This is a genomic window from Pseudomonas putida (assembly GCF_002906855.1).
Lineage (GTDB): Bacteria > Pseudomonadota > Gammaproteobacteria > Pseudomonadales > Pseudomonadaceae > Aquipseudomonas > Aquipseudomonas putida_N.
The window spans coordinates 1,856,155-1,874,676 of sequence record NZ_MINI01000028.1; the positions used below are offsets into that span (position 1 = coordinate 1,856,155).

At 64.7% G+C, this 18,522-nt stretch carries 17 protein-coding genes; 7 read left to right on the forward strand and 10 right to left on the reverse strand.

Annotated elements, in window-relative coordinates; translation table 11 throughout:
* Positions 1 to 280: 280 nt before the first annotated feature.
* Positions 281 to 1,069 (forward strand): formate/nitrite transporter family protein, encoded by a 789-nt coding sequence (locus BGP85_RS09050; RefSeq protein ID WP_103446843.1) that lies wholly within the window; start codon positions 281 to 283, stop codon positions 1,067 to 1,069.
* Between the two features lie 179 nt (positions 1,070 to 1,248).
* Positions 1,249 to 1,692, forward strand: a complete 444-nt coding sequence (locus tag BGP85_RS09055) for an acetyltransferase (RefSeq protein WP_103446844.1) — start codon at positions 1,249 to 1,251, stop codon at positions 1,690 to 1,692.
* A 23-nt stretch (positions 1,693 to 1,715) separates the two neighbouring features.
* On the opposite strand, the gene BGP85_RS09060 is transcribed toward BGP85_RS09055, so the two are convergent.
* The gene (locus tag BGP85_RS09060) at positions 1,716 to 2,693 is read right to left on the reverse strand and encodes a D-2-hydroxyacid dehydrogenase family protein (RefSeq protein WP_103446845.1); all 978 of its coding nucleotides are present in this window, start codon (positions 2,691 to 2,693) and stop codon (positions 1,716 to 1,718) included.
* A gap of 58 nt (positions 2,694 to 2,751) precedes the next feature.
* Positions 2,752 to 3,663, reverse strand: coding sequence for a LysR family transcriptional regulator (locus BGP85_RS09065; protein WP_103446846.1), 912 nt, complete (start codon positions 3,661 to 3,663; stop codon positions 2,752 to 2,754).
* A 94-nt stretch (positions 3,664 to 3,757) separates the two neighbouring features.
* Here BGP85_RS09065 and BGP85_RS09070 point away from each other — a divergent pair, with 94 nt between their 5' ends.
* Positions 3,758 to 4,927, forward strand: coding sequence for an MFS transporter (locus tag BGP85_RS09070; protein WP_103446847.1), 1,170 nt, complete (start codon positions 3,758 to 3,760; stop codon positions 4,925 to 4,927).
* 21 nt (positions 4,928 to 4,948) lie between these two features.
* Here BGP85_RS09070 and BGP85_RS09075 read toward each other — a convergent pair whose 3' ends face one another.
* Both BGP85_RS09075 and BGP85_RS09080 read right to left on the reverse strand, forming a co-directional pair.
* Entirely contained in the window at positions 4,949 to 7,741 is a 2,793-nt protein-coding gene (locus BGP85_RS09075; RefSeq protein WP_103446848.1) for an RHS repeat-associated core domain-containing protein, read from the reverse strand.
* Between the two features lie 105 nt (positions 7,742 to 7,846).
* On the reverse strand, positions 7,847 to 8,470 hold the full coding sequence (locus BGP85_RS09080; RefSeq protein WP_103446849.1) for a glutathione S-transferase family protein: 624 nt from the start codon (positions 8,468 to 8,470) through the stop codon (positions 7,847 to 7,849).
* A gap of 132 nt (positions 8,471 to 8,602) precedes the next feature.
* Between BGP85_RS09080 and BGP85_RS09085 the strand changes: the two genes are divergently transcribed.
* Together BGP85_RS09085 and BGP85_RS09090 are read left to right on the forward strand one after the other, a co-directional pair.
* On the forward strand, positions 8,603 to 9,346 hold the full coding sequence (locus BGP85_RS09085; RefSeq protein WP_103446850.1) for a sulfite exporter TauE/SafE family protein: 744 nt from the start codon (positions 8,603 to 8,605) through the stop codon (positions 9,344 to 9,346).
* A gap of 79 nt (positions 9,347 to 9,425) precedes the next feature.
* The gene (locus tag BGP85_RS09090; protein WP_103446851.1) at positions 9,426 to 10,151 is read left to right on the forward strand and encodes a hypothetical protein; all 726 of its coding nucleotides are present in this window, start codon (positions 9,426 to 9,428) and stop codon (positions 10,149 to 10,151) included.
* Between the two features lie 106 nt (positions 10,152 to 10,257).
* Here the strand turns inward: BGP85_RS09090 and BGP85_RS09095 are convergent, their stop codons facing one another.
* Complete coding sequence (locus tag BGP85_RS09095; protein WP_103446852.1) at positions 10,258 to 10,695, reverse strand: carboxymuconolactone decarboxylase family protein; 438 nt, start codon at positions 10,693 to 10,695, stop codon at positions 10,258 to 10,260.
* A gap of 200 nt (positions 10,696 to 10,895) precedes the next feature.
* On the opposite strand from BGP85_RS09095, the gene BGP85_RS09100 reads away from it, so the two are divergent.
* Entirely contained in the window at positions 10,896 to 12,092 is a 1,197-nt protein-coding gene (locus tag BGP85_RS09100) for a cyanate transporter (protein ID WP_103446853.1), read from the forward strand.
* Here the strand turns inward: BGP85_RS09100 and pdxR are convergent.
* Positions 12,085 to 13,518 (reverse strand): MocR-like pyridoxine biosynthesis transcription factor PdxR, encoded by a 1,434-nt coding sequence (gene pdxR / locus BGP85_RS09105; protein ID WP_103446854.1) that lies wholly within the window; start codon positions 13,516 to 13,518, stop codon positions 12,085 to 12,087. The two genes, BGP85_RS09100 and pdxR, sit on opposite strands and share 8 nt — an antisense overlap.
* A 39-nt stretch (positions 13,519 to 13,557) precedes the next feature.
* Positions 13,558 to 13,896, reverse strand: coding sequence for a hypothetical protein (locus tag BGP85_RS09110; RefSeq protein ID WP_103446855.1), 339 nt, complete (start codon positions 13,894 to 13,896; stop codon positions 13,558 to 13,560).
* Between the two features lie 171 nt (positions 13,897 to 14,067).
* Between BGP85_RS09110 and BGP85_RS09115 the strand changes: the two genes are divergently transcribed.
* Positions 14,068 to 14,649, forward strand: a complete 582-nt coding sequence (locus BGP85_RS09115) for a flavin reductase family protein (RefSeq protein ID WP_103446856.1) — start codon at positions 14,068 to 14,070, stop codon at positions 14,647 to 14,649.
* A gap of 26 nt (positions 14,650 to 14,675) precedes the next feature.
* Here BGP85_RS09115 and BGP85_RS09120 read toward each other — a convergent pair whose 3' ends face one another.
* From BGP85_RS09120 to glcF, 3 genes are read right to left on the reverse strand one after another with little or no spacing between them, the layout of a single operon-like run.
* Entirely contained in the window at positions 14,676 to 16,844 is a 2,169-nt protein-coding gene (locus BGP85_RS09120; RefSeq protein ID WP_103446857.1) for a malate synthase G, read from the reverse strand.
* A 47-nt stretch (positions 16,845 to 16,891) separates the two neighbouring features.
* Positions 16,892 to 17,290 (reverse strand): heme-binding protein, encoded by a 399-nt coding sequence (locus BGP85_RS09125; RefSeq protein ID WP_103446858.1) that lies wholly within the window; start codon positions 17,288 to 17,290, stop codon positions 16,892 to 16,894.
* Positions 17,283 to 18,518 carry a glycolate oxidase subunit GlcF gene (glcF, locus tag BGP85_RS09130; RefSeq protein ID WP_103446859.1) on the reverse strand — a complete coding sequence of 412 codons (1,236 nt, stop codon included), beginning with the start codon at positions 18,516 to 18,518 and terminating at the stop codon, positions 17,283 to 17,285. Before glcF ends, BGP85_RS09125 begins: the two co-directional genes overlap by 8 nt.
* Positions 18,519 to 18,522 lie beyond the last annotated feature (4 nt).

The window sequence follows — 18,522 nt, forward strand, 5'->3', positions numbered from 1 at the left end:
TGTTGGCGAAATCGAAACGGAAAGCGATTAGCATCAATATGCAATCATTGGCTTGGTGCTCAAGATCTTCATCATCGACCCCATCTATCAACCCATCCACTCTATCAATTTGACTGCGACATTCTGCCTCAGTAACGTGCGCGGCTGTTCGTTGTAGCCCCAGAGACCACCCGTTTTGCCTTCCCCCTGAACCACCTCCGCATTCTCCCGCAACCCGTAAATTCCTGACTTCCGGCATGCCCCTGGGCATGGCTGTCGTCCCTGCGTTCGAGTTTCTGAAATGTCTGTCAATGCCCCCTCCCGGATCACCGAGCTCGTCATCGAAGCCGGTGCCAAGAAAGCCCAATTGCCTACCCGCGCGTTGCTCATCCTCGGCTTCCTCGCCGGCGGCTTCATCTCGATGGGCTTCATCCTTGCCATCCATGTCAGCGCGATGATCCCCGGGCAATGGGCTTCGCTGGGCAACCTGCTGGGCGCCGCAGTGTTTCCGATTGGCCTGATCCTGGTAATCCTGGCCGGGGGCGAGCTGCTCACTGGCAACATGATGAGCCTGCCGCTGGCCATGTTCGCCGGGCGCATTCGCCTGGCCGCAGTGGCGCGCAACTGGCTGCTGGTGACGTTGGCCAACCTGCTGGGTGCGCTGTTTGTGGCGTACTTCTTCGGCCACCTGCTCGGCCTGACCGAGGGCGCCTACCTGGACAAGACCGTGGCCGCCGCAACCAGCAAGGCCAGCGCCGACTTCGTGCATGCCTTCGTCTCCGGTATCGGCTGCAACTGGCTGGTGTGCCTGGCGGTGTGGCTGGCCTTTGCCAGCCGTGAGATGAGCGGCAAGATCCTCGGCATCTGGTTCCCGATCATGGCCTTCGTCGCCATCGGCTTCCAGCACGTGGTGGCCAACATGTTCCTGATCCCGGCCGCGATCTTTGCCGGTTACCTGAGCTGGGGTGCGCTGGTCGAGAACCTGGTGGCGGTGTTCCTCGGCAATGCAGTAGGCGGGGCGATCTTCGTCGGCCTGGCATACTACGTGTCGTTCGGCGCTGCGCCCCAGGAGCAGGTAGCGGCGCCGTAAGCGCCTTTATTTCGCCGGGAAGGAGGGGTAGCATTGGCGCCTCCTTCCTTTCCGGCTGTTCTGCCGTGCACCGCCCAGGCGTTGATTCGCGAAGCGGGCATACATGATGCCGACATGAGTACGGTCGCCTTGCCAAGGCGCACCGAAAATCCGTCATCAAAAATTATCAGGATGATTCCATGATCATTCGCCAAGCGCTCGCTGCCGATCACCCTCGGCTGCTCGACATCTGGCTGCGCGCCGTGCGCGCAACGCATCAATTTCTGCAGGCGTCCGACATCGACGCGCTGCTGCCCCAACTGCGCGATGTCTACCTGCATGCCGTCGAGCTATGGGTGGCTGTTGACACTGAAGACAAGCCGCTGGGCTTTATCGGGCTCAACGAGAACCACGTGGAAATGCTGTTTATCGATCCTGACCTGCGTGGCCAGGGTATTGGCCGTGAACTGTTGGATTTCTGCCGCCGCTCACGCGATACCCTCAGTGTCGATGTGAACGAGCAGAATCCGCAGGCAGTGGGTTTTTACCTCCACTACGGCTTCGTGCAGACCGGGCGTTCGCCGCTGGACGGCGAAGGCCGGCCTTTCCCTTTGTTGCATATGGCTTTGCCTGACAAGGCGTAAGCAATAACGCTCAATCCTCCAGATCAGCGCCGCACTGTCAGCGCCTGAGGGTTGACAACGTTCTTCGCGATGCCTTGGGCAAACGCCACCACGTTGTCGAAGGCATCGCCGAAGTACAGCTCGTAGCCGTTCTTTTCCACATAGCCCAAGTGCGGCGTGCTCAGCACCCGCGGGTGTGAGAGCAGGGGGTGGTTCGGCTCGAGTACCGGCTCCTGTTCGAATACGTCCACGGCGGCGAAGCCCGGTCTGCCGGCGTCGAGCGCCTGCAGCAGGGCCCCGGGTGCAATCAGCTCGGCTCGGCTGACATTCACCAGCAGGCTATCGGGCTTCATCCGCGACAGGTCGTTGAAGGTCACCCTATGGCGCGTTGTCTCTGACAGCCGCAGGTTCAGGCTGACGATATCCGCCTCGGCAAAGAATGCCTCGCGTGATGTCGCCGCCCGATGCCCATCCGCCTCGGCCGCCGCCCGGCTGCCTTCGCTGCCCCACACCAGCACGGGCATGTCGAACGCCTGGGCATAGCGCGCCAGGCGCTGGCCGATCTTGCCGTAGCCCCAGATCCCGAGCACCTGGCCGGCTACCGCCTGGCCCAGGTTGACCTGCCACTGGCCCAGCTTGAACGCTTCGATCGCCGGTACCAGCTGGCGCCGGGCGTTGAGGATCAGCGTCCAGGCAAGCTCCGCCGGAGCCACTGGCGAGCCACGGCCTTCGCTCACGACGATGCCGCGGGTGGTGCAGGCCTCAAGGTCGAGGTGGCCAGCGACCTTGCCGGTCTGGCTGATCAGCTTGAGGTTCGGCAGCCGGTCGAGCAGCGCGGCATCGATGCGCGTGCGTTCGCGGGTGAGGACCAGGGCGTCGGCGTCGGCGAAGCGGGTGGCCAGTTCGTCCAGCGAGGCCGGCTCTTTCTCGTGAAACACTGTCACTTCATGCCCGGCCAGGCGTTTGAAGCAGTCGAGTGAGCGGATCACGTTCTGATAGTCGTCGGGAATGGCAATGCGCATGGTGGTTCCCCTTGGTGGTTCAGAAGCTCGGTTTCGTCGATTTCGACTGATCGGATAATCAGGCCGGCAGCAACGGCCAGCTCTGATGATGCTCCACCAGAAAATCCACAAACACCCGCACCCGTGCCGGCATCGCCGGCCCGCCCACGAACACCGCATGTAACGGCTCGCGGTCGCCCGGGTTAAAGTCCTCCAGCAGCGCCAGCAGTTTACCGTTTTTCAGCTCATCGACTACGGTGAACGTCCCGATCCGCGCAATCCCCGCCCCTAGCCTGGCCAATTGCGCCAGCGCCTCGCCACTGCTGCATTCGATGTTTCCCGTTATCTTGAGTGAAAATTCCTCACCCGCCCGACGAAACGGCCAGTCAGGTGCTGCCCGCCGGAAGTTGAAGCGCAGGCAGTTGTGCTGCGCCAGGTCTTCCGGCACCTGCGGCGTACCACAGCGTGCCAGGTACTCGGGCGAAGCCACCACCACCTGGCCGGTATGGCCGATGCACCGTGCGCTCAGCGAGCTGTCCGGCAGTGGGCCAAAGCGCAGCGCCACATCGGCTTGGCCGCCATGGATATCGGCGATTTCGTCACTCAGCGTCAGGTCCACCACCACCTGCGGGTAACGCGCGCTGAACGCGGTCAGCAACGGCACCACCGTCAGTCGCCCATGCCCCAGCGCCGCGCTGACCCGCAACCGCCCGCGCGGCACGCCTTGGTCAGTGATCGCCTCTTCGACTTCGAGCAGGTCCGCGAGGATGCGCCGCGCCCCGCGCAGGTACGCCTCACCCTCGGTGGTGAGAGTGATCGCCCGGGTGGTGCGCAGCAGCAGGCGCGTGCCCAGGCGCTGCTCGGCGCGGGCAATGATGCGGCTCACCGCCGAGGGCGTCAGGCCCAGCATGCGCGCGGCGGCGGACAAGCTGCCTTCATCCACTACCCTGGCGAACACCTCCATCTCCCCGGAACGCCCGTGGTAGTCCATCTGTGCCTCCAGCGCAAAGGTGATTGCCGGAAAACCGGTCTAGTGCATTCAAAAGCGGGATCGTAGCATTCCCGTCATAGATAAGGAGCCTTGTATGCGTATCAATCCCCCTCTCGTGGCACTCGCCATCGGTGCCTTCGGCATCGGTGTCACCGAGTTCGCCCCCATGGGCATGCTGCCCAGCATCGCCGCCGACCTCGGCGTGTCCATCCCTGCCGCCGGGCTGTTGGTCAGCGCCTACGCGGTCGGCGTACTGCTCGGCGCGCCACTGATGACCCTGGCCACCGGCAAGATCCCGCGGCGCTACCTGCTGATCGGCCTGATGGCGATCTTCACCCTGGGCAACGTGATGTCGGCGATGGCCACCGATTATCAAAGCCTGATGGTCGCACGCGTCGTCACCTCGCTTAACCATGGTGCGTTCTTTGGCGTCGGCTCGGTGGTCGCGGCCAGCGTGGTTCCGCCCGAGAAGCGGGCAGGCGCGGTGGCGGCAATGTTCATGGGGCTGACCCTGGCTACCATCGGCGGCGTACCACTGGCTACCTGGTTCGGAGAGCTGCTGGGCTGGCGCACGGCGTTCTGGGGTATTGCCGGCCTGGGCCTGGTCGCGATGGTCTCGCTGTGGTTCGCACTGCCCAACCTGCCGCTGCCGAAAAGTGGCGGTGCAATGGCCGAAATCCGTGTGCTTGGCCGGGGGCCGGTACTGTCGGCGCTGGCGCTGACCGTGGTTGGCTCCAGTGCGATGTTCACCGTGTTCACCTACATCGCGCCGATCCTGCATGCCCAGGCACAGGCGTCGACGACCTTCATCACGGCCATGCTGGTGCTGTTCGGCATCGGTTTGACCCTGGGCAACATGTGGGGCGGCAAGGCGGCGGACCGCTCGATCGAGCGAACCTTGATGGTGTCGCTGGCATTGCTGATCGCCGTGCTGCTGGTGTTTCCGGCCACCTTGGGCTGGTCGCTGCCGACCGCGGTGGCGATCCTGGTGTGGGGAATCGCCAGCTTCGCCCTGGTACCACCGCTGCAGATGCGCGTGATGGAAGCTGCCAAGGACGCGCCGAACCTGGCGTCGGCGGTGAACATCGGCGCTTTCAACCTGGGCAACGCGATTGGCGCGGCGCTGGGTGGCGCAGTGATCAATGCAGGGCTGGGGTATCCGGCGGTTTCGTATGCCGGGGCAGGGATGGCGCTACTGGGGCTGGTGCTGACCATCGCCTGGCGGACGCGGCCAGTGGTGCCGGTGCAGCAGGCGGCGGCATAACTGAGTTTCCATGGTTTCCTGCTACTGAGAGGAATATCGCTTTTGACGGGGGCCACGTTCTTCAGAAAGGCTCCTTGAACGAACCTGACCTACAGAATGCCCTCTGATGGCGGTCCCGCTTAATGAAGAATGAGCGGAGTCAATGTGCGGGGCGGGCTGGGAAATATCGGGCGAGCTGGGTGAATGTGACCTAGAGACTGAAACCTGCTGAAGTTCGATGGCTCCAGATGCTGAGTCAACAGTGGAATGCTGCCTTTCGAAAAGCTGAAGATCGGTGGATGCAGATGCTGAGCTAACAGTGGAGGGCGGCCTTTCGAACATCTCGAGAACCTCAGGATCTGCAACACTCAGGTCGGGCGTATATTCGCTCGGTCGGCGGGTTCGGCGGGATTCGGGGTGAATGTAAAATCCATAGCTTTCACTGAACGCGGGGAAGTAGGTCGTACCGAACTGCATGAGTGAGGCAGCCGTTATAAGCCGCTGCCCCGCGACTGGGTCCTCAGAGTGGTACCTGCGGAGCGCACTGATGGTTGTCAGGGTCAAGGCAGTGATCCTGGCCGCGATGGAAATCATACCTACTGCACCCAGACGTGTTCTGGCCTGGCGCCGTAAGTCGGCAACGACGCGCCTGGGTACATCACGCCAACGGTCAGCTGCCCGGCCCGCGTGTATGAGCGAGTCGAGTATAGGGAGGGCCGTGTTGATCAAAGCATGTGAGCCATAGATCAGATTTATGGCGAACGCGTACCGGATCCAATGCTCGTTTGGATCAAGAAAGGCCCAGAAGTCGGGTTCAGCGGATGCGTCCTCACCCACCAGCCCCCTATCATCGCGATTGCGGACAGGATTGTTTCTTACCATCCGATACAGGTTGAGTCCGTCAACCGTCCCGCCCGGATCTGCACTCAGCCATCGGGCCAGCCCAGGTTGATAGTAACGCCAGCCGTAGTAGTAGAGCCCGGTCGCATCACGCTCCTTGCCTGAATAGCGCCACGTTCTATGAATCAGGGCATCTGCCTCAGAAGCGGTCTCATCCAGACCCGTGGTCTCCCCGAAAGGCGCATATTCTTCGCGCGTGACCAATTTCCCGGAACGATCGGTTTCCCCACCAACGCTGCCCAGGTGGTCGCTGAACGAATAACGCAAATGGATTTCATCGCCCAGCCGATCATGTACCCAACGCAGGCCAGCGATTTCAGTGATCACAACGTCCTTGTGCGGCAGTGGCTGGCCGGCGAGTAGCCGTTGGCGAAGTTCCAAGCCTTGCAGATAGGTCGTGATGATCTTCTGCCAGGCGCCTGCTGTGTTTAGCGAGGTGATCTTGCGCGTACGCGTGCTGCCGTCGGCGTAGTGGTAATGCTCCCTGTCGTCAGCCTCGCCATCTGAGCGGCCAACCAGGCATACCTCACGCAGTTGATTGTCTGCCTGCCACGCCAATGGCCTGCCAGCGGCCAGCAGTTTCTGCAGGCCACCGGCGAGGAAGCCGCTTTCCGGAAGTAAGCCAAGGCCGTCCGGCAATGCCCGGTTGCTCTGGCTGGTAACGACAAGCTTGCGGCTTCGCACACCGGCGCCCCCGTTGTGGCTAAGGGTGGTTAGGTTGTCGCCATCGTCGTAGCTGTACTGCTCGCGGTATCGGCTCCATACCCCGCCACCCCGGCGGCCCGCAGCACTGAAGGCCGCCGTCCGAAAACCGCCGGTCACAGCGCGCTCGCGGCCAGTGGCATGCACCAGGCGGTACAAGGTGTCATAGGCATATTCCCGCACGCCGCTGACCTGCTGGTTGTGGTGCCATTGCGGGTCGACGCTTCGATCATCGAGGGCCTGCAGGTTGCCGACCGGGTCGTAGTGGTAATGCAGGTCGCAGATCATCAGTGCGCCCAGTGGGTGCCCGGCTGGGCGTGAAGTCTTGTGACGGACCAGGCGCTGCGTGGTGGGTGAGTAGGTAAAGGTATCGATCACTCCGTTGGCTGCGGCCTGCAACAGTGGCGCACCGTCGGCCCGGCGCTGCACGGCGTTGAATGCCACGGCCTGAGCATTGCCTTGGTGCAGCCGGGTTTCGCTTATCGCACCGCTGATGTCATAGGCTGTCAGCACAGTCACGTCCGCAGGATTGGTGGTAGCCAGCACTGCACCGGTGGCATCGTGGCAAGCGGTCATGCGCAGCGCTGAAGGTTCCAGTTCGCTTTCGCTGTCGCCTGCCCAGTCCGGCAGTTGTGCCTCGGGCTGTAACAGGTACCGCCGGGTTTCGATTACCTGATCGGTCAACGATTGCGAGCGGGTGTGAAGGTACCCGGCATTGTCGAACTGTTTGATGATGCTACCCACCAGGTTGCGGTCGCGCTCGGCCGAAGTCGTTTTTGCATGCAGCATGCGTTCGCGCTGGCGCGGCATGCCACCCGCCGGTTGTTCGAACGTTGCGAGCAGGCGCCCACCTTCAGCGGCGGCTTCATACAGTGACCAGTTGCGAGTGCCTTGGGCATTCTGCGCCCATAGCAAGCGCCCGGCGCTGTCGTTCAGTGCCAGGGTGGTATCGCCGTCAGCCGTATGTCGTTCGAGCGCCTGGCCGTCGAGGCTGCTGACCGTGGTGGCGTCGGGCAGCAGCGGTGCTGTCGGGGTCGCTCTGAGTGGGCGGGCACCGAAGACCCAGGTTTTGCGTGACAGCAGGTCTGCCTCGGAGCGTGTGCGCAACAACCGAGCCTGGGGAACATCGGGGTGGCGCAACAGGCGCAGGGCCAGCAGCGGGCTGTCGGCGCTGCCCCGGACAGCCACACTGGGCGTGTTCGCATGAAGGACTGCGAGTGCGGCCTTATGCATCGGCAGTCTCCGCTGGGGCTGTGCCTGCTACAAGGTCATGAGTCTATTGCTGTGCGCTGGCTCACGCACCTGGCAAAAATACCAGTTCTCGCAGCGCAGGCATGTTCAAGGCAGGCCGTTACGCCCGTGGGCAAGGTAGCCCGGGCGTTGGCTTAGGCGCTCGTAGTACGCGCTCACGGCAGGCAGGCCAGGGTGATTCAGCGGTGTGGCGAACCAGCGCTGCACCGACAGGCCGATGGGGATGTCGGCCAGGGTGAAGTGTTCGCCGGCAACGTAGGCGCCGGTGATGGCCAACTGCTGTTCGAGGATACCCATGTAACGGGCCCATTCGGCACAGCCGGCGGCCAGGGCCTTGGCATCCTGGTGCGCAGGCGACTGGCGCACCAGCGACATGAACGGGTAGCTCCACGCCCGGTTCAGGTCCGAGGCTTGCCAGTCGATCCACTGATCGACACGGGCCCGTGCCTGCGGTTCGGCGGGGTACAGGGCCGGGTCGCCGTAGCGGTTGGCCAGGTAACGGATGATGCTGTTGGATTCCCACAGGGTGAAGTCGCCGTCCTGGATCACCGGGACCATGGCGTTGGGGTTCAGTGCGAGGAATTGCGGGGCGTCGGTGGGTTGGAAGCCGTTGCCCCAGTCTTCACGCTCGAACGGAGTGTTGAATTCGGCGCAGGCCCACAGCACCTTGCGCACGTTGATCGAAGAGGCCCTGCCGAGTATCCGTAACATGCGGTCGTCCTTGATGGGGTGAACACTGATCGTCGACGACGGCGTCTTTCGGGTCAAGCCAGATTTGAAGCAGACATTCGCCACCGGCTCTGGCAAGGTGGAACGCCGATCTCGCCAGGCTCGAATAGCCCCATGGATGCCTTCTACCTCATCGCCCTCGGTGCCATCGTCGCCGGTTTCGTCCAGGGCCTTTCCGGCTTTGCCTTCGGTATGGTCGCCATGTCGTTCTGGGCCTGGGGCCTGGAACCGCGGCTGGCGGCGTCGCTGACCGTGTTCGGCAGCTTCGCCGGCCAGCTCATTGCAGTGTTCAGTGTGCGGCGCGGCTTCAGCTGGGCGCTGCTGTGGCCTTTCGTGCTCGGCGGCTTGGCCGGCATCCCGCTTGGGGTGTGGGTGCTGCCGTACCTGGACATGCTCTGGTTCAAGGCCGTGTTCGGCACGCTGCTGGTGCTGTGGTGCCCGTTGATGCTGCTGGCGCCACGCTTGCCACGGCTGCCGGGCAACCGCCTGGCCGATGGCGCGGTGGGCCTGGTGGGTGGGGCGTTGGGCGGAATCGGTGGCTTTACCGGCACAGTGCCTACACTGTGGTGTACCTTGCGCGGCTTCGAGCGCGATACCCAGCGCGCGGTGATCCAGAACTTCAACCTGTCGATGCTGCTGGTGACCCTGCTCACCTACCTTGGCACCGGGGTGGTGACCCGCGAAATGCTGCCCGCGTTCGGCGTGGTGCTGCTGGCCATGGCGCTGCCAGCGCTGCTGGGTACGCGGCTGTACCTGGGGATCAGCGAACTGGCGTTTCGCCGGGTGGTGCTGGGGCTGCTGACGGCCTCCGGGGTGGCCATGCTGATGGCGTCGTTACCGGTATTGTTGAGCCGTTGAGCGCTTGCCTGACGGAGCTTAACTTGGCACCCTTTGCGCCGCATCGATCCTCCGTGCCGTAACAGAAGGAAGCGCACCGTTGAGTTGGGACAAAGTCGGCAAACGCCTGGTCACCATGCTGCTTGGCCTGCTGGTCTTGCTGGTGGCGTATGGGCTGCTCAAGGACCATCCACGGCTCGAGGCGACCCTGACCTACGCCTACCTCACCTATCCCAGCCAGTTCAGCGAGCGCATCAGCAAGGCCAACGAGCAGCTCAAGTACGAGCAGTTGCAGCCGCGCATCAGCCGCATCGGCGACGGTGCATTGAACCCGTATCAGGTCGACAAGCTGATCGAGCTGGTCCAGGCACCTTATGTGCAATTGTTCGCCAAGCCGTTCGAAGCCGGGCTGGTCGATCACCGCACCGGCTTGCTCATCGACCTGCACAACCTTGGCGACAGTGACGTGCGCGCGGTGAAGATCCGCCTGCCAGCCAAAGGCCTGGTGCAGGTGCGCGATGCGGCGGGCAACGACACGCTTTACGAAGCGCCGACGGCGCAGGTGGAGATACCGGGCATCCAGCAGGGTGGGGAGTGCAGGGTCTGGGTCTACTTCGATGCGGACTATTCACTGATTCGCCAGGGCGGCATCGGTGTCAGTTTTGCCGGTGGCGAGGCAGATGTGCGGGTGTATAGCGAGTTCACCGGGTTCCCGGCGCTGGTGGCGCGCTACAGTCGCGAGCTGGTGGGGCTGCTGGGGGTGTTGCTGCTCGGCGTGCTGGGCATGGGGTACGCTTGCCTGACTCGACGGCGGGTTGTGGTTTGAGTGGGGGATCGTCTTTGTTCTTGCAGCGCTTGTGAGATCGAGCGCCGCCCGCGCGGCGCTCGATCTCACAAGCGCAAAAGCTCTCAGATCTGGCTCATTCCACCGATCAGGCCGGAACCATGGCGAAGCCTACGCCAAAGCGGTTCCAGGCATTGATGGTGGCGATGGCCAAGGTCAGGTTGGCCACCTCGACCGGCTCGAAGTGCTGCTGCAGCGCTTCGTATTCCGGTTGCGGGGCGCCTCGCTCGGGCAGCCGGGTCAGGCATTCCACCCAGGCCAGTGCGGCACGCTCACGCGGGGTGAAGTAAGTCGTTTCCTGCCAGACGCACAGGGTCTGCAAGCGCGCCTCGGTCTCGCCGGCCTTGCGCGCATCATTGGCATGCATGTTCACGCAATAGGCGCAGCCGTTGATCTGCGAAGCCCGCAGGCGCACCAGCTCGAGCAGTGAGTTTTCCAGGCCACTCTTGGCCAGGGCCTGCTCCAGGCCGACCATGGCCTTGTAGGCTTCCGGCGAGTGTTTGGCCCATTCGATACGGTTGTACATGCTGTGCTCCAGGGAATGCGTGATGGACATGCGCTACCTTAGCGCCCATCGCCCATTGGCCCGATAGCCAATCTTGCGCTTTGCCGGGAGGCCAATCGGGCCATTAAGGTGGCCACTGACCTGCATCCAATCTCTTCATTTCTACCCTGACTGCCTGGACAGGATAATGGCCGGGTCTTGCTTGGGAGTATCGATTCGTGATGAGAGGGGCGTTGAACCTGTTGCTGGTGATCTTGCTGGCATTGAACCTGAGACCGATCCTGACCAGCATTGGCCCGTTGCTCGAGCCGATGCGCGCGAGCACCGGGCTGGGTTACCAGCAGGCGGCGCTGCTGACCGCATTGCCGGTGCTGTGCATGGGGCTGGTGCCGTTGCTGCAGCCCTGGCTGCGGCGCTGGGTCAGCGAACACGGCGGCATGCTCGGCGGCCTCGGCGCCATTGCCCTGGCCTGCCTGTGGCGGCTGCAACTGGACAGCGCCTGGGCGCTGATCACCAGCGCGGTGCTGGCCGGGTTGGGTGTGGCGGTGGTGCAGGGCATGATGCCGGGCCTGGTCAATCGCTGGTTCCCCAGCCGCCTGGCCGGGACCATGGGCCTGTACTCGGCGGCGCTGATGAGCGGCGGTGGCCTGGCGGCGGTGCTCGGGCCGCATATCAGCGGGCACTTCGGCCACTGGCAGGCCGGGCTTGGCTTGTGGGCGATCCCGGCGGTGCTGGCAGTGCTGGCCTGGGCCGCGCTGCGTCCTCGGGACAGCGCGCCAAAGCTGGCCGGTGCCACGGGCGGCCACTGGTTCGGCACGCGCCGGGCCTGGTTGCTGGCGCTGTACTTCGGCCTGATCAATGGCGGCTATACCAGCATGGTCGCGTGGTTGCCGGCCTACCACCTGGAACACGGTGGCACCGCGCAGGGCGGGGGCGACCTGGTCGGCCTGATGACCATTTTCCAGGTCTGCGGTGCCCTGGGCCTGCCGCTGTTGCTGCGCGGCCTGGCCGACCGTCGCCCGGGCTTGTGGCTGGCGTTGTCGATCCAGCTGGCGGGTTTCCTCGGCTTGCTGCTGGCACCGACGCTGGCCATGGGCCTGTGGGTCGCGATGATCGGCTTTGGCCTGGGCGCCTGCTTCAGCCTGAGCCTGACCTTGACCCTGGAGCACCTCAAGACGCCCGCTGAAGCCGGTAGCCTGGCGGCGTTCGTGCAGGGCATCGGCTTCATCATCACCGGCATCATCCCGTACATCACCGGTTGGTTGCGCGATGTCAGCGGCGACTTCCAGGCATCCTGGATGTTGCTGACCGTTACCGTGCTGGCGATGCTGTTGGTGACCGCCTGTTTCGCCCCGCGCGGCTATGCAGCGGCCATTGCCCGGCCGAAGCGGGGTGGCCAGGCGGCGCTGGTCAACTGAGGCGCTGCAGGGTATCGCGGACCCGATCCAGCGCCGGGTCGATATCCAGCAGCTCGATGGCGCCGAAGCCCAGCAGCAATCCCTGGCGCACGGGGGCTTCGCTGAAGAACGGCGCCAGCGAATACAGGCCGACTTCCACCTTTCGGGCGAGGTTGGCCAGCAACTCGACATCCACCCCCGGCCGCGCCAGGGCGCTCAGGTGGAACCCGGCACTGGCGGGCACGGCGCTGAACCAGGGCGCCAGGTCGTCGTCCAGCCGCGCCAGGATGCGCTCGCGGCGGGCGCTGTAGATGTCATGGCAGCGGCGGATGTGCTTGTTCAGGTGGCCCTCGCCAATGAATCGCGCCAGTGCCCATTGCAGCAAGGTCGGGCTGTGCCAGTCGCTCAGGTGCTTGGCCACGCAGGCGGCGCTGAGCACTGCCGGGGGCAGCACCGCGTAACCCAGGCGCAGCTCTGGCAGCAAGGTCTTGGAGAACGTCCCGACATACGCCACCAGCCCTTGCTGGTCGAGGCGCTGCAGGGCATCGGCGGCCGGGCCCTGGTAGCGGAATTCGCAGTCGTAGTCGTCCTCGATGATCAAGGCGCCGAGCTCGGCGGCCCGTGCCAGCAGGGCATGGCGGCGGGCTTCGCTCATCGGCATGCCGAGCGGAAACTGGTGCGAAGGGGTCACGTAGATCAGCCGGGTGCCCTCGGCGATGTGCGCCACGCACATCCCCTCATCGTCCACCGGTACTGACTGCAGCTTTGCCCCCAGGGCCAGGAACAGCTGGCGTGCCGGCGGGTAGCCGGGGTCTTCCATGGCCACCTGGCAGCCGGGCTCGACCAGCACCCGGGCGATCAGGTCCAGGGCCTGCTGGGCGCCGTTGCACACCAGCACGTCCGCCGCACTGCAATGCACGCCGCGGGCGTAGGCGATGTGGTGGGCGATGGCCTCGCGCAGTTCGGGCAGGCCCTGGGCGGAAAACTGCCGCTCGGGGTGCCGCTGGCTGCGGCGCAGGGCGTAGTTCAGGCAGCTGCGCCACTGGTCGAAGGGGAACTGCGCCTTGCTCGAGGCACCGCCAACGAAGTCATAGCGCGAAGGGGCTTCCTGGGTGCGCTTGGCAAGTACCGTGGCGCGTTGTTGCCAGCGCTGCAGTGATGCGGCAGCGGCCAGGGGCACGGCTTGTGTTTCACCGCTGTGCAGCGGTTGGCGCGGGGTGATGAACGTGCCACGGCCGACCACGCCACTGAGCAAGTTGTCGTAGGTCAGCCGCGAGTAGGCCTCGGCCACGGTCTTGCGCGACACGCCCAGTTGCTCGGCCAGCAGCCGGGTCGGCGGCAGTTGCGTGCCGGCGGCCAGGTGGCCGCTGTCGATGCCGGCGCGCAGTTGCTGGTAGAGCTGGTCGGCCAGGCCTTTGCGGCCGTCCAGGCGGATATGCAGTTCCATGATCACTGTCCGAAGCATGAAAGTGCTGAGAATAGCGGATCAGAGCCGGGCGGTGCTCACCGTGATGTAGCCCTTGTCGTTCAGGTCAATGCGTATCACCGTTTCATCCGCTGAAGTCTTGCGCTTCTGCTTGATGGACACGCCCTTGACGCCGATCGCGCGCATCCGGTGGGGGATGGCTCGCCCGCAAGGGTCGAAGAAGATTTCGCTGGCCAGCATTTCGATGCGTTCGACCAGTTGCCGGGTGTGCTCGTCGGTGGCGCAGAAGAACAGCACGCCCGACAGGTGCGGGTCGTCGTCCGGGTTGTTGATGTCGTGGGCCAGCAGTTCGCGCAGGGTGCTGCGCAGTTCGGCGTTGGTGCGGGAATCTGGGTGCATGCGCTGCCTCCTCTGGGTCGAGGTCTCGATCTTGTTTTCACCGACCCAAGGCGACAAGTAAGGCGCTTCTCTATGTGCTGTAGGAAGTTTCTAATTCTGCGAGTTGGGTGCTTGTGTGGCAGCGATGCGGCACAATTCTTCGCCTGATTTCTGCGCTGAACGAGGCCCCCGATGAACAGCCACTTCCAAGCCGTCAACCTGCAAAAGGCCTACCGCCTGCTCAACCACGGGCCGACCGTACTGGTGTCGGCCAGCCATGAGGGGGTGGACAACGTCATGGCCGCTGCCTGGGCCTGTGCGCTGGACTTCGACCCACCCAAGGTCACCGTGGTGCTGGACAAGAGTGCCCGCACCCGGCAACTGGTGGAGGGCAGCGGTTGGTTCGTGATCCAGGTGCCGACCGCTGCCCAGGCGCAGCTGACGCATCAGGTTGGGACCCGCAGCCTGTTCGACCAGCCGGACAAGCTGGCCAACATTGGTGTCGAGCTGGCGCGGGTGGACGGGCACGTAGCGCCGCTGGTTCAGGGCTGCTCGGCCTGGTTGATGTGCCGGGTGATCGACGAGCCGCACAACCAGAGCACCTATGACCTGTTCATCGGTGAGGTGGTGGCGGCCTGGGCGGATGACCGGGTGTTCCGCGAGGGGCACTGGGCTTATGAAAATGCCGACCCGCAGTGGCGCAGCCTGCACTACGTGGCGGGTGGGCATTTCTATGCGATTGGCGAGCCGGTGGTGGTCGACCTGCAGGGTTGAGGTTGCCCGCTCCTAAAAGGCCGGTGTTATTGTTGAACCTCCTGTTTGAATTTCAAGCGCCAGCCATGCAGCAACGGTTCGGTGTAGCCACTCGGCTGCTCCCGCCCCTTGAACACCAGCGCCTGCGCCGCACGAAATGCATGCGAACCAGCGAAATTTCCGGCCATCGGCCGGTACGCCGGATCCCCGGCATTCTGCTGGTCCACCACCGTGGCCATGCGCTGCAAGGTCGCCTCGACCTGGTCATGGGTGACCACCCCATGGTGCAGCCAGTTGGCGATGTGCTGTGCCGAGATGCGCAAGGTGGCGCGGTCTTCCATCAGCCCCACGTCATGGATATCCGGCACTTTCGAGCAACCCACCCCTTGCTCCACCCAGCGCACCACGTAACCCAGGATGCCCTGGCAATTGTTGTCCAGCTCGGCCTGGATAGCGTCGGCACTCCAGGGCCGGTCCGGGCTCACCGGAATGCTCAGCAGGTCATGCAGCAGCTGCTCGCGCTCGGCGTCCAGGTCGACGTTTTCAAGCTGTGCCTGCACGGCCGGCACGTCCACCTGGTGGTAATGCAGCGCATGCAAGGTCGCGGCGGTGGGTGAGGGTACCCAGGCGGTGTTGGCGCCGGCGCGGGGCTGGGCGATTTTCTGTTCGAGCATGGCCGCCATCAGGTCGGGCATGGCCCACATGCCTTTGCCGATCTGCGCCTTGCCGCGCAGGCCGCAGGCCAGGCCCACCAGTACGTTGCTGCGCTCATAGGCCTGGATCCAGGCGCTGCCTTTCATGTCGCCCTTGCGCAGCATGGCGCCGGCTTCCATGGCGCTGTGCATCTCGTCGCCGGTGCGGTCGAGGAAACCGGTGTTGATGAACACCACCCGTGCTGCCGCGTTGGCGATGCAGGCCGCGAGGTTGACACTGGTGCGCCGCTCCTCGTCCATGATGCCCATCTTCAAGGTGTGCCGGGGCAGGCCCAGCAGGTCCTCGACACGGCCGAACAGCTGGTCGGCGAAGGCCACTTCGGCCGGGCCATGCATCTTCGGCTTGACGATGTACAGGCTGCCCTCGCGGGAGTTGCCTCGGCGTTTGAGGTCGTGCAGGCCGATCAGGCTGGTGACCACGGCGTCGAGAATGCCTTCGGGGATCTCCCGGCCATCGCGGTCGTGGATCGCCGGGTTGGTCATCAGGTGGCCAACGTTACGGATGAACAGCAGCGAGCGGCCGGGCAGGGTCAGTGGCTGGCCATCCGTGCCGTGGTACTCACGGTCCCTGGCCAATGCACGGGTGAAGGTCTTGCCGCCCTTGCTCACCTGTTCGTTGAGGTCGCCTTTCATCAGGCCCAGCCAGTTGCGATAGACGTTGACCTTGTCCTCGGCATCCACGGCGGCGACCGAGTCTTCGCAGTCGATGATGGTGGTCAGCGCGGCTTCGACGAGGATGTCTTTGACGCCGGCGCGGTCGGCCTTGCCAATGGTGCTGGCCGGGTCGATCTGGATTTCGAAATGCAGGCGATGGTGTTGCAGCAGGATGGCCGTTGGCTGGCCGGGTTCATCTTGATAGCCGCGCAGTTGTGCAGGCGCTGCGAGGCCGACCTGGCGGCCATCGCTCAAGGTCACCTGCAGTTTTCCCTGATTGATCGCGTAAGCCTGCGCGTGTGCGTGGGAGGCGCCTGCAAGCGGTGCCGAGCGGTCGAGAAAATCCCGGCCAAAAGCGATCACCCGGGCGCCGCGCACCGGGTTGTAGCCTTGGCCGCGCTCGGCGCCGTCGCTGTCGGGGATGGCATCGGTGCCATACAGCGCGTCATACAGCGAGCCCCAGCGGGCATTGGCGGCATTCAGCGCGTAGCGGGCATTGCTCAGCGGGACCACCAGTTGCGGGCCGGCCTGCTCGGCGATTTCGCGGTCGACCTGGGTGGAGCTGATGCGCACTTGCCGAGGGGTTTCAACGAGGTAGCCGATGCTGCGCAGGAACGCCTGGTAGGCGGCCATGTCGCTGATCGGGCCCGGGTGCTGGCGGTGCCAGGTGTCCAGTTCGTGCTGTAGTCGGTCGCGTTCGGCGAGCAGTTCGCGGTTGCGCGGGGCGAGGTCGTGGACCAGGGTACTGAAGCCTTGCCAGAAGCTGGCGACGTCGATGCCGGTGCCGGGCAGTACTTCATCCTCGATGAAGCGTTGCAGGATCGGGGCGACCTTGAGTGGGTGGGTCATTGTCTTCTCGCTCGGAGTTCAGGTTTCAGAAAATATGCGCACGCCTTTCAAAGGGCCGCCACGCCCGCCTTGGCCACCTGGGCATCCTGCTCGGGTTTGACTCCGGACACGCCGATGGCGCCCACCACCTGGCCGTCGACCAGCACAGGCACGCCGCCTTCCAGGCTGGTCAGCAACGGCGCGGTGACGAAGGCGGTACGCCCGCCATTGACCATCTGTTCGAAGTCACGGGTCTCCTTGCGCCCCAGGGCGGCACTGCGGGCTTTTTCCATGGCGATGTAGGCGCTGGACGGGGCACAGCCGTCCATGCGCTCCAGGGCCAGCGGATGGCCGCCGTCGTCGACCACGGCGATGGTCACGTTCCACTGTTGCGCCTGGGCTTCCTGGCGGGCGGCAGCGAGCAGGCGGGTCACTTCCGCCTGGCCGATCACGTGCTTGCTATGCATGGCTGTTCTCCTGGTTCAAAGCTGCTTCGACGATTTCGATCCAGTGCCGCACCGGCGTGCGTCCGGCTCCGTCGAGGTGGGTCTGGCAGCCGATGTTGGCGGTGGCGATGACTTGCGGTTTGCCGCTTTCCAGCGCGTTCAGGCGGTTGTCGCGCAGTTGCCGCGACAGCGCAGGCTGGGTCAGCGAATAGGTGCCGGCCGAGCCGCAGCACAGGTGGCCGTCCGGCACCGGGGTGAGGGTGAAGCCCAGGCGCGTCAGCAGGCTTTCCACCTGGCCGCCGAGCTTGAGCGCATGCTGCAGGGTGCAGGGGCAATGGAAGGCCAGGCGCTGTTCGGCGCACAGGCCGAGCTGTTCGACCGGTTCGTCGCGCAGCACTTCGACCAAGTCCCGCGACAGGGCGCTGACCCGTGCAGCCTTGGCGGCGTAGTGCGGGTCTTTTTCCAGCAGGTGGCCGTAGTCACGCACGAAGGCACCGCAGCCACTGGCGGTCTGCACGATGGCCTCGGCACCGGCCTCGACGGCCGGCCACCAGGCATCGATGTTGCGCCGGGCACGATCGAGGCCCTGTTCCTGGGCATTGAGGTGGTAATCCACTGCGCCGCAGCAGCCGGCTTCGTACGCCGGCTCCACACTGATCCCCAGGCGGTCCAGCAGGCGTGCGGTGGCGGCGTTGGTGTTGGGCGACAAGGCGGCCTGCACGCAACCTTCGAGTAGCAGGATGCGCCGGGCATGGCGGGGGGCGGGCCGTTCGCCGGCTGGCGCCACCTTGGCCGGCAACTTGCTCTTGAGGTTGGCCGGCAGCACCGGCCGCAGGGCCTGGCCGGTGCGGGTCAGGGCCTTGAACAGCGCCGGGCGTGGCACCACGACGCGCAAGCCCTGGCGCAGCAGGCGCTGGCCGAGTGGGCGCGGTACCTGCTGCTCGACCACGGCGCGGCCGATGTCCAGCAGGTCGTGGTACTTCACCCCCGACGGGCAGGTGGTTTCGCAGTTGCGGCAGGTCAGGCAGCGATCCAGGTGCAGTTGCGTGCTGGCGGTGACCGGCGCGCCTTCGAGCACTTGCTTGATCAGGTAGATGCGGCCACGGGGCCCGTCCAGCTCGTCGCCGAGCAGTTGGTAGGTCGGGCAGGTGGCCGTGCAGAAACCGCAGTGCACGCAGGAACGCAGAATGCTTTCGGCTTCTTCGCCACGGGGCAGGCGCTTGGCGCTCTCGCTCAGGTTGGTTTGCATGGGC

Bases quoted from the DNA above. Each gene is read 5' to 3' on its own strand.
- BGP85_RS09050 (WP_103446843.1), top strand. From the start codon at position 281: ATGTCTGTCAATGCCCCCTCCCGGATCACCGAGCTCGTCATCGAAGCC.
- BGP85_RS09055 (WP_103446844.1), top strand. From the start codon at position 1,249: ATGATCATTCGCCAAGCGCTCGCTGCCGATCACCCTCGGCTGCTCGAC.
- BGP85_RS09060 (WP_103446845.1), bottom strand. From the start codon at position 2,693: ATGCGCATTGCCATTCCCGACGACTATCAGAACGTGATCCGCTCACTC.
- BGP85_RS09065 (WP_103446846.1), bottom strand. From the start codon at position 3,663: ATGGACTACCACGGGCGTTCCGGGGAGATGGAGGTGTTCGCCAGGGTA.
- BGP85_RS09070 (WP_103446847.1), top strand. From the start codon at position 3,758: ATGCGTATCAATCCCCCTCTCGTGGCACTCGCCATCGGTGCCTTCGGC.
- BGP85_RS09075 (WP_103446848.1), bottom strand. From the start codon at position 7,741: ATGCATAAGGCCGCACTCGCAGTCCTTCATGCGAACACGCCCAGTGTG.
- BGP85_RS09080 (WP_103446849.1), bottom strand. From the start codon at position 8,470: ATGTTACGGATACTCGGCAGGGCCTCTTCGATCAACGTGCGCAAGGTG.
- BGP85_RS09085 (WP_103446850.1), top strand. From the start codon at position 8,603: ATGGATGCCTTCTACCTCATCGCCCTCGGTGCCATCGTCGCCGGTTTC.
- BGP85_RS09095 (WP_103446852.1), bottom strand. From the start codon at position 10,695: ATGTACAACCGTATCGAATGGGCCAAACACTCGCCGGAAGCCTACAAG.
- BGP85_RS09100 (WP_103446853.1), top strand. From the start codon at position 10,896: ATGAGAGGGGCGTTGAACCTGTTGCTGGTGATCTTGCTGGCATTGAAC.
- pdxR (WP_103446854.1), bottom strand. From the start codon at position 13,518: ATGGAACTGCATATCCGCCTGGACGGCCGCAAAGGCCTGGCCGACCAG.
- BGP85_RS09110 (WP_103446855.1), bottom strand. From the start codon at position 13,896: ATGCACCCAGATTCCCGCACCAACGCCGAACTGCGCAGCACCCTGCGC.
- BGP85_RS09115 (WP_103446856.1), top strand. From the start codon at position 14,068: ATGAACAGCCACTTCCAAGCCGTCAACCTGCAAAAGGCCTACCGCCTG.
- BGP85_RS09120 (WP_103446857.1), bottom strand. From the start codon at position 16,844: ATGACCCACCCACTCAAGGTCGCCCCGATCCTGCAACGCTTCATCGAG.
- BGP85_RS09125 (WP_103446858.1), bottom strand. From the start codon at position 17,290: ATGCATAGCAAGCACGTGATCGGCCAGGCGGAAGTGACCCGCCTGCTC.
- glcF (WP_103446859.1), bottom strand. From the start codon at position 18,518: ATGCAAACCAACCTGAGCGAGAGCGCCAAGCGCCTGCCCCGTGGCGAA.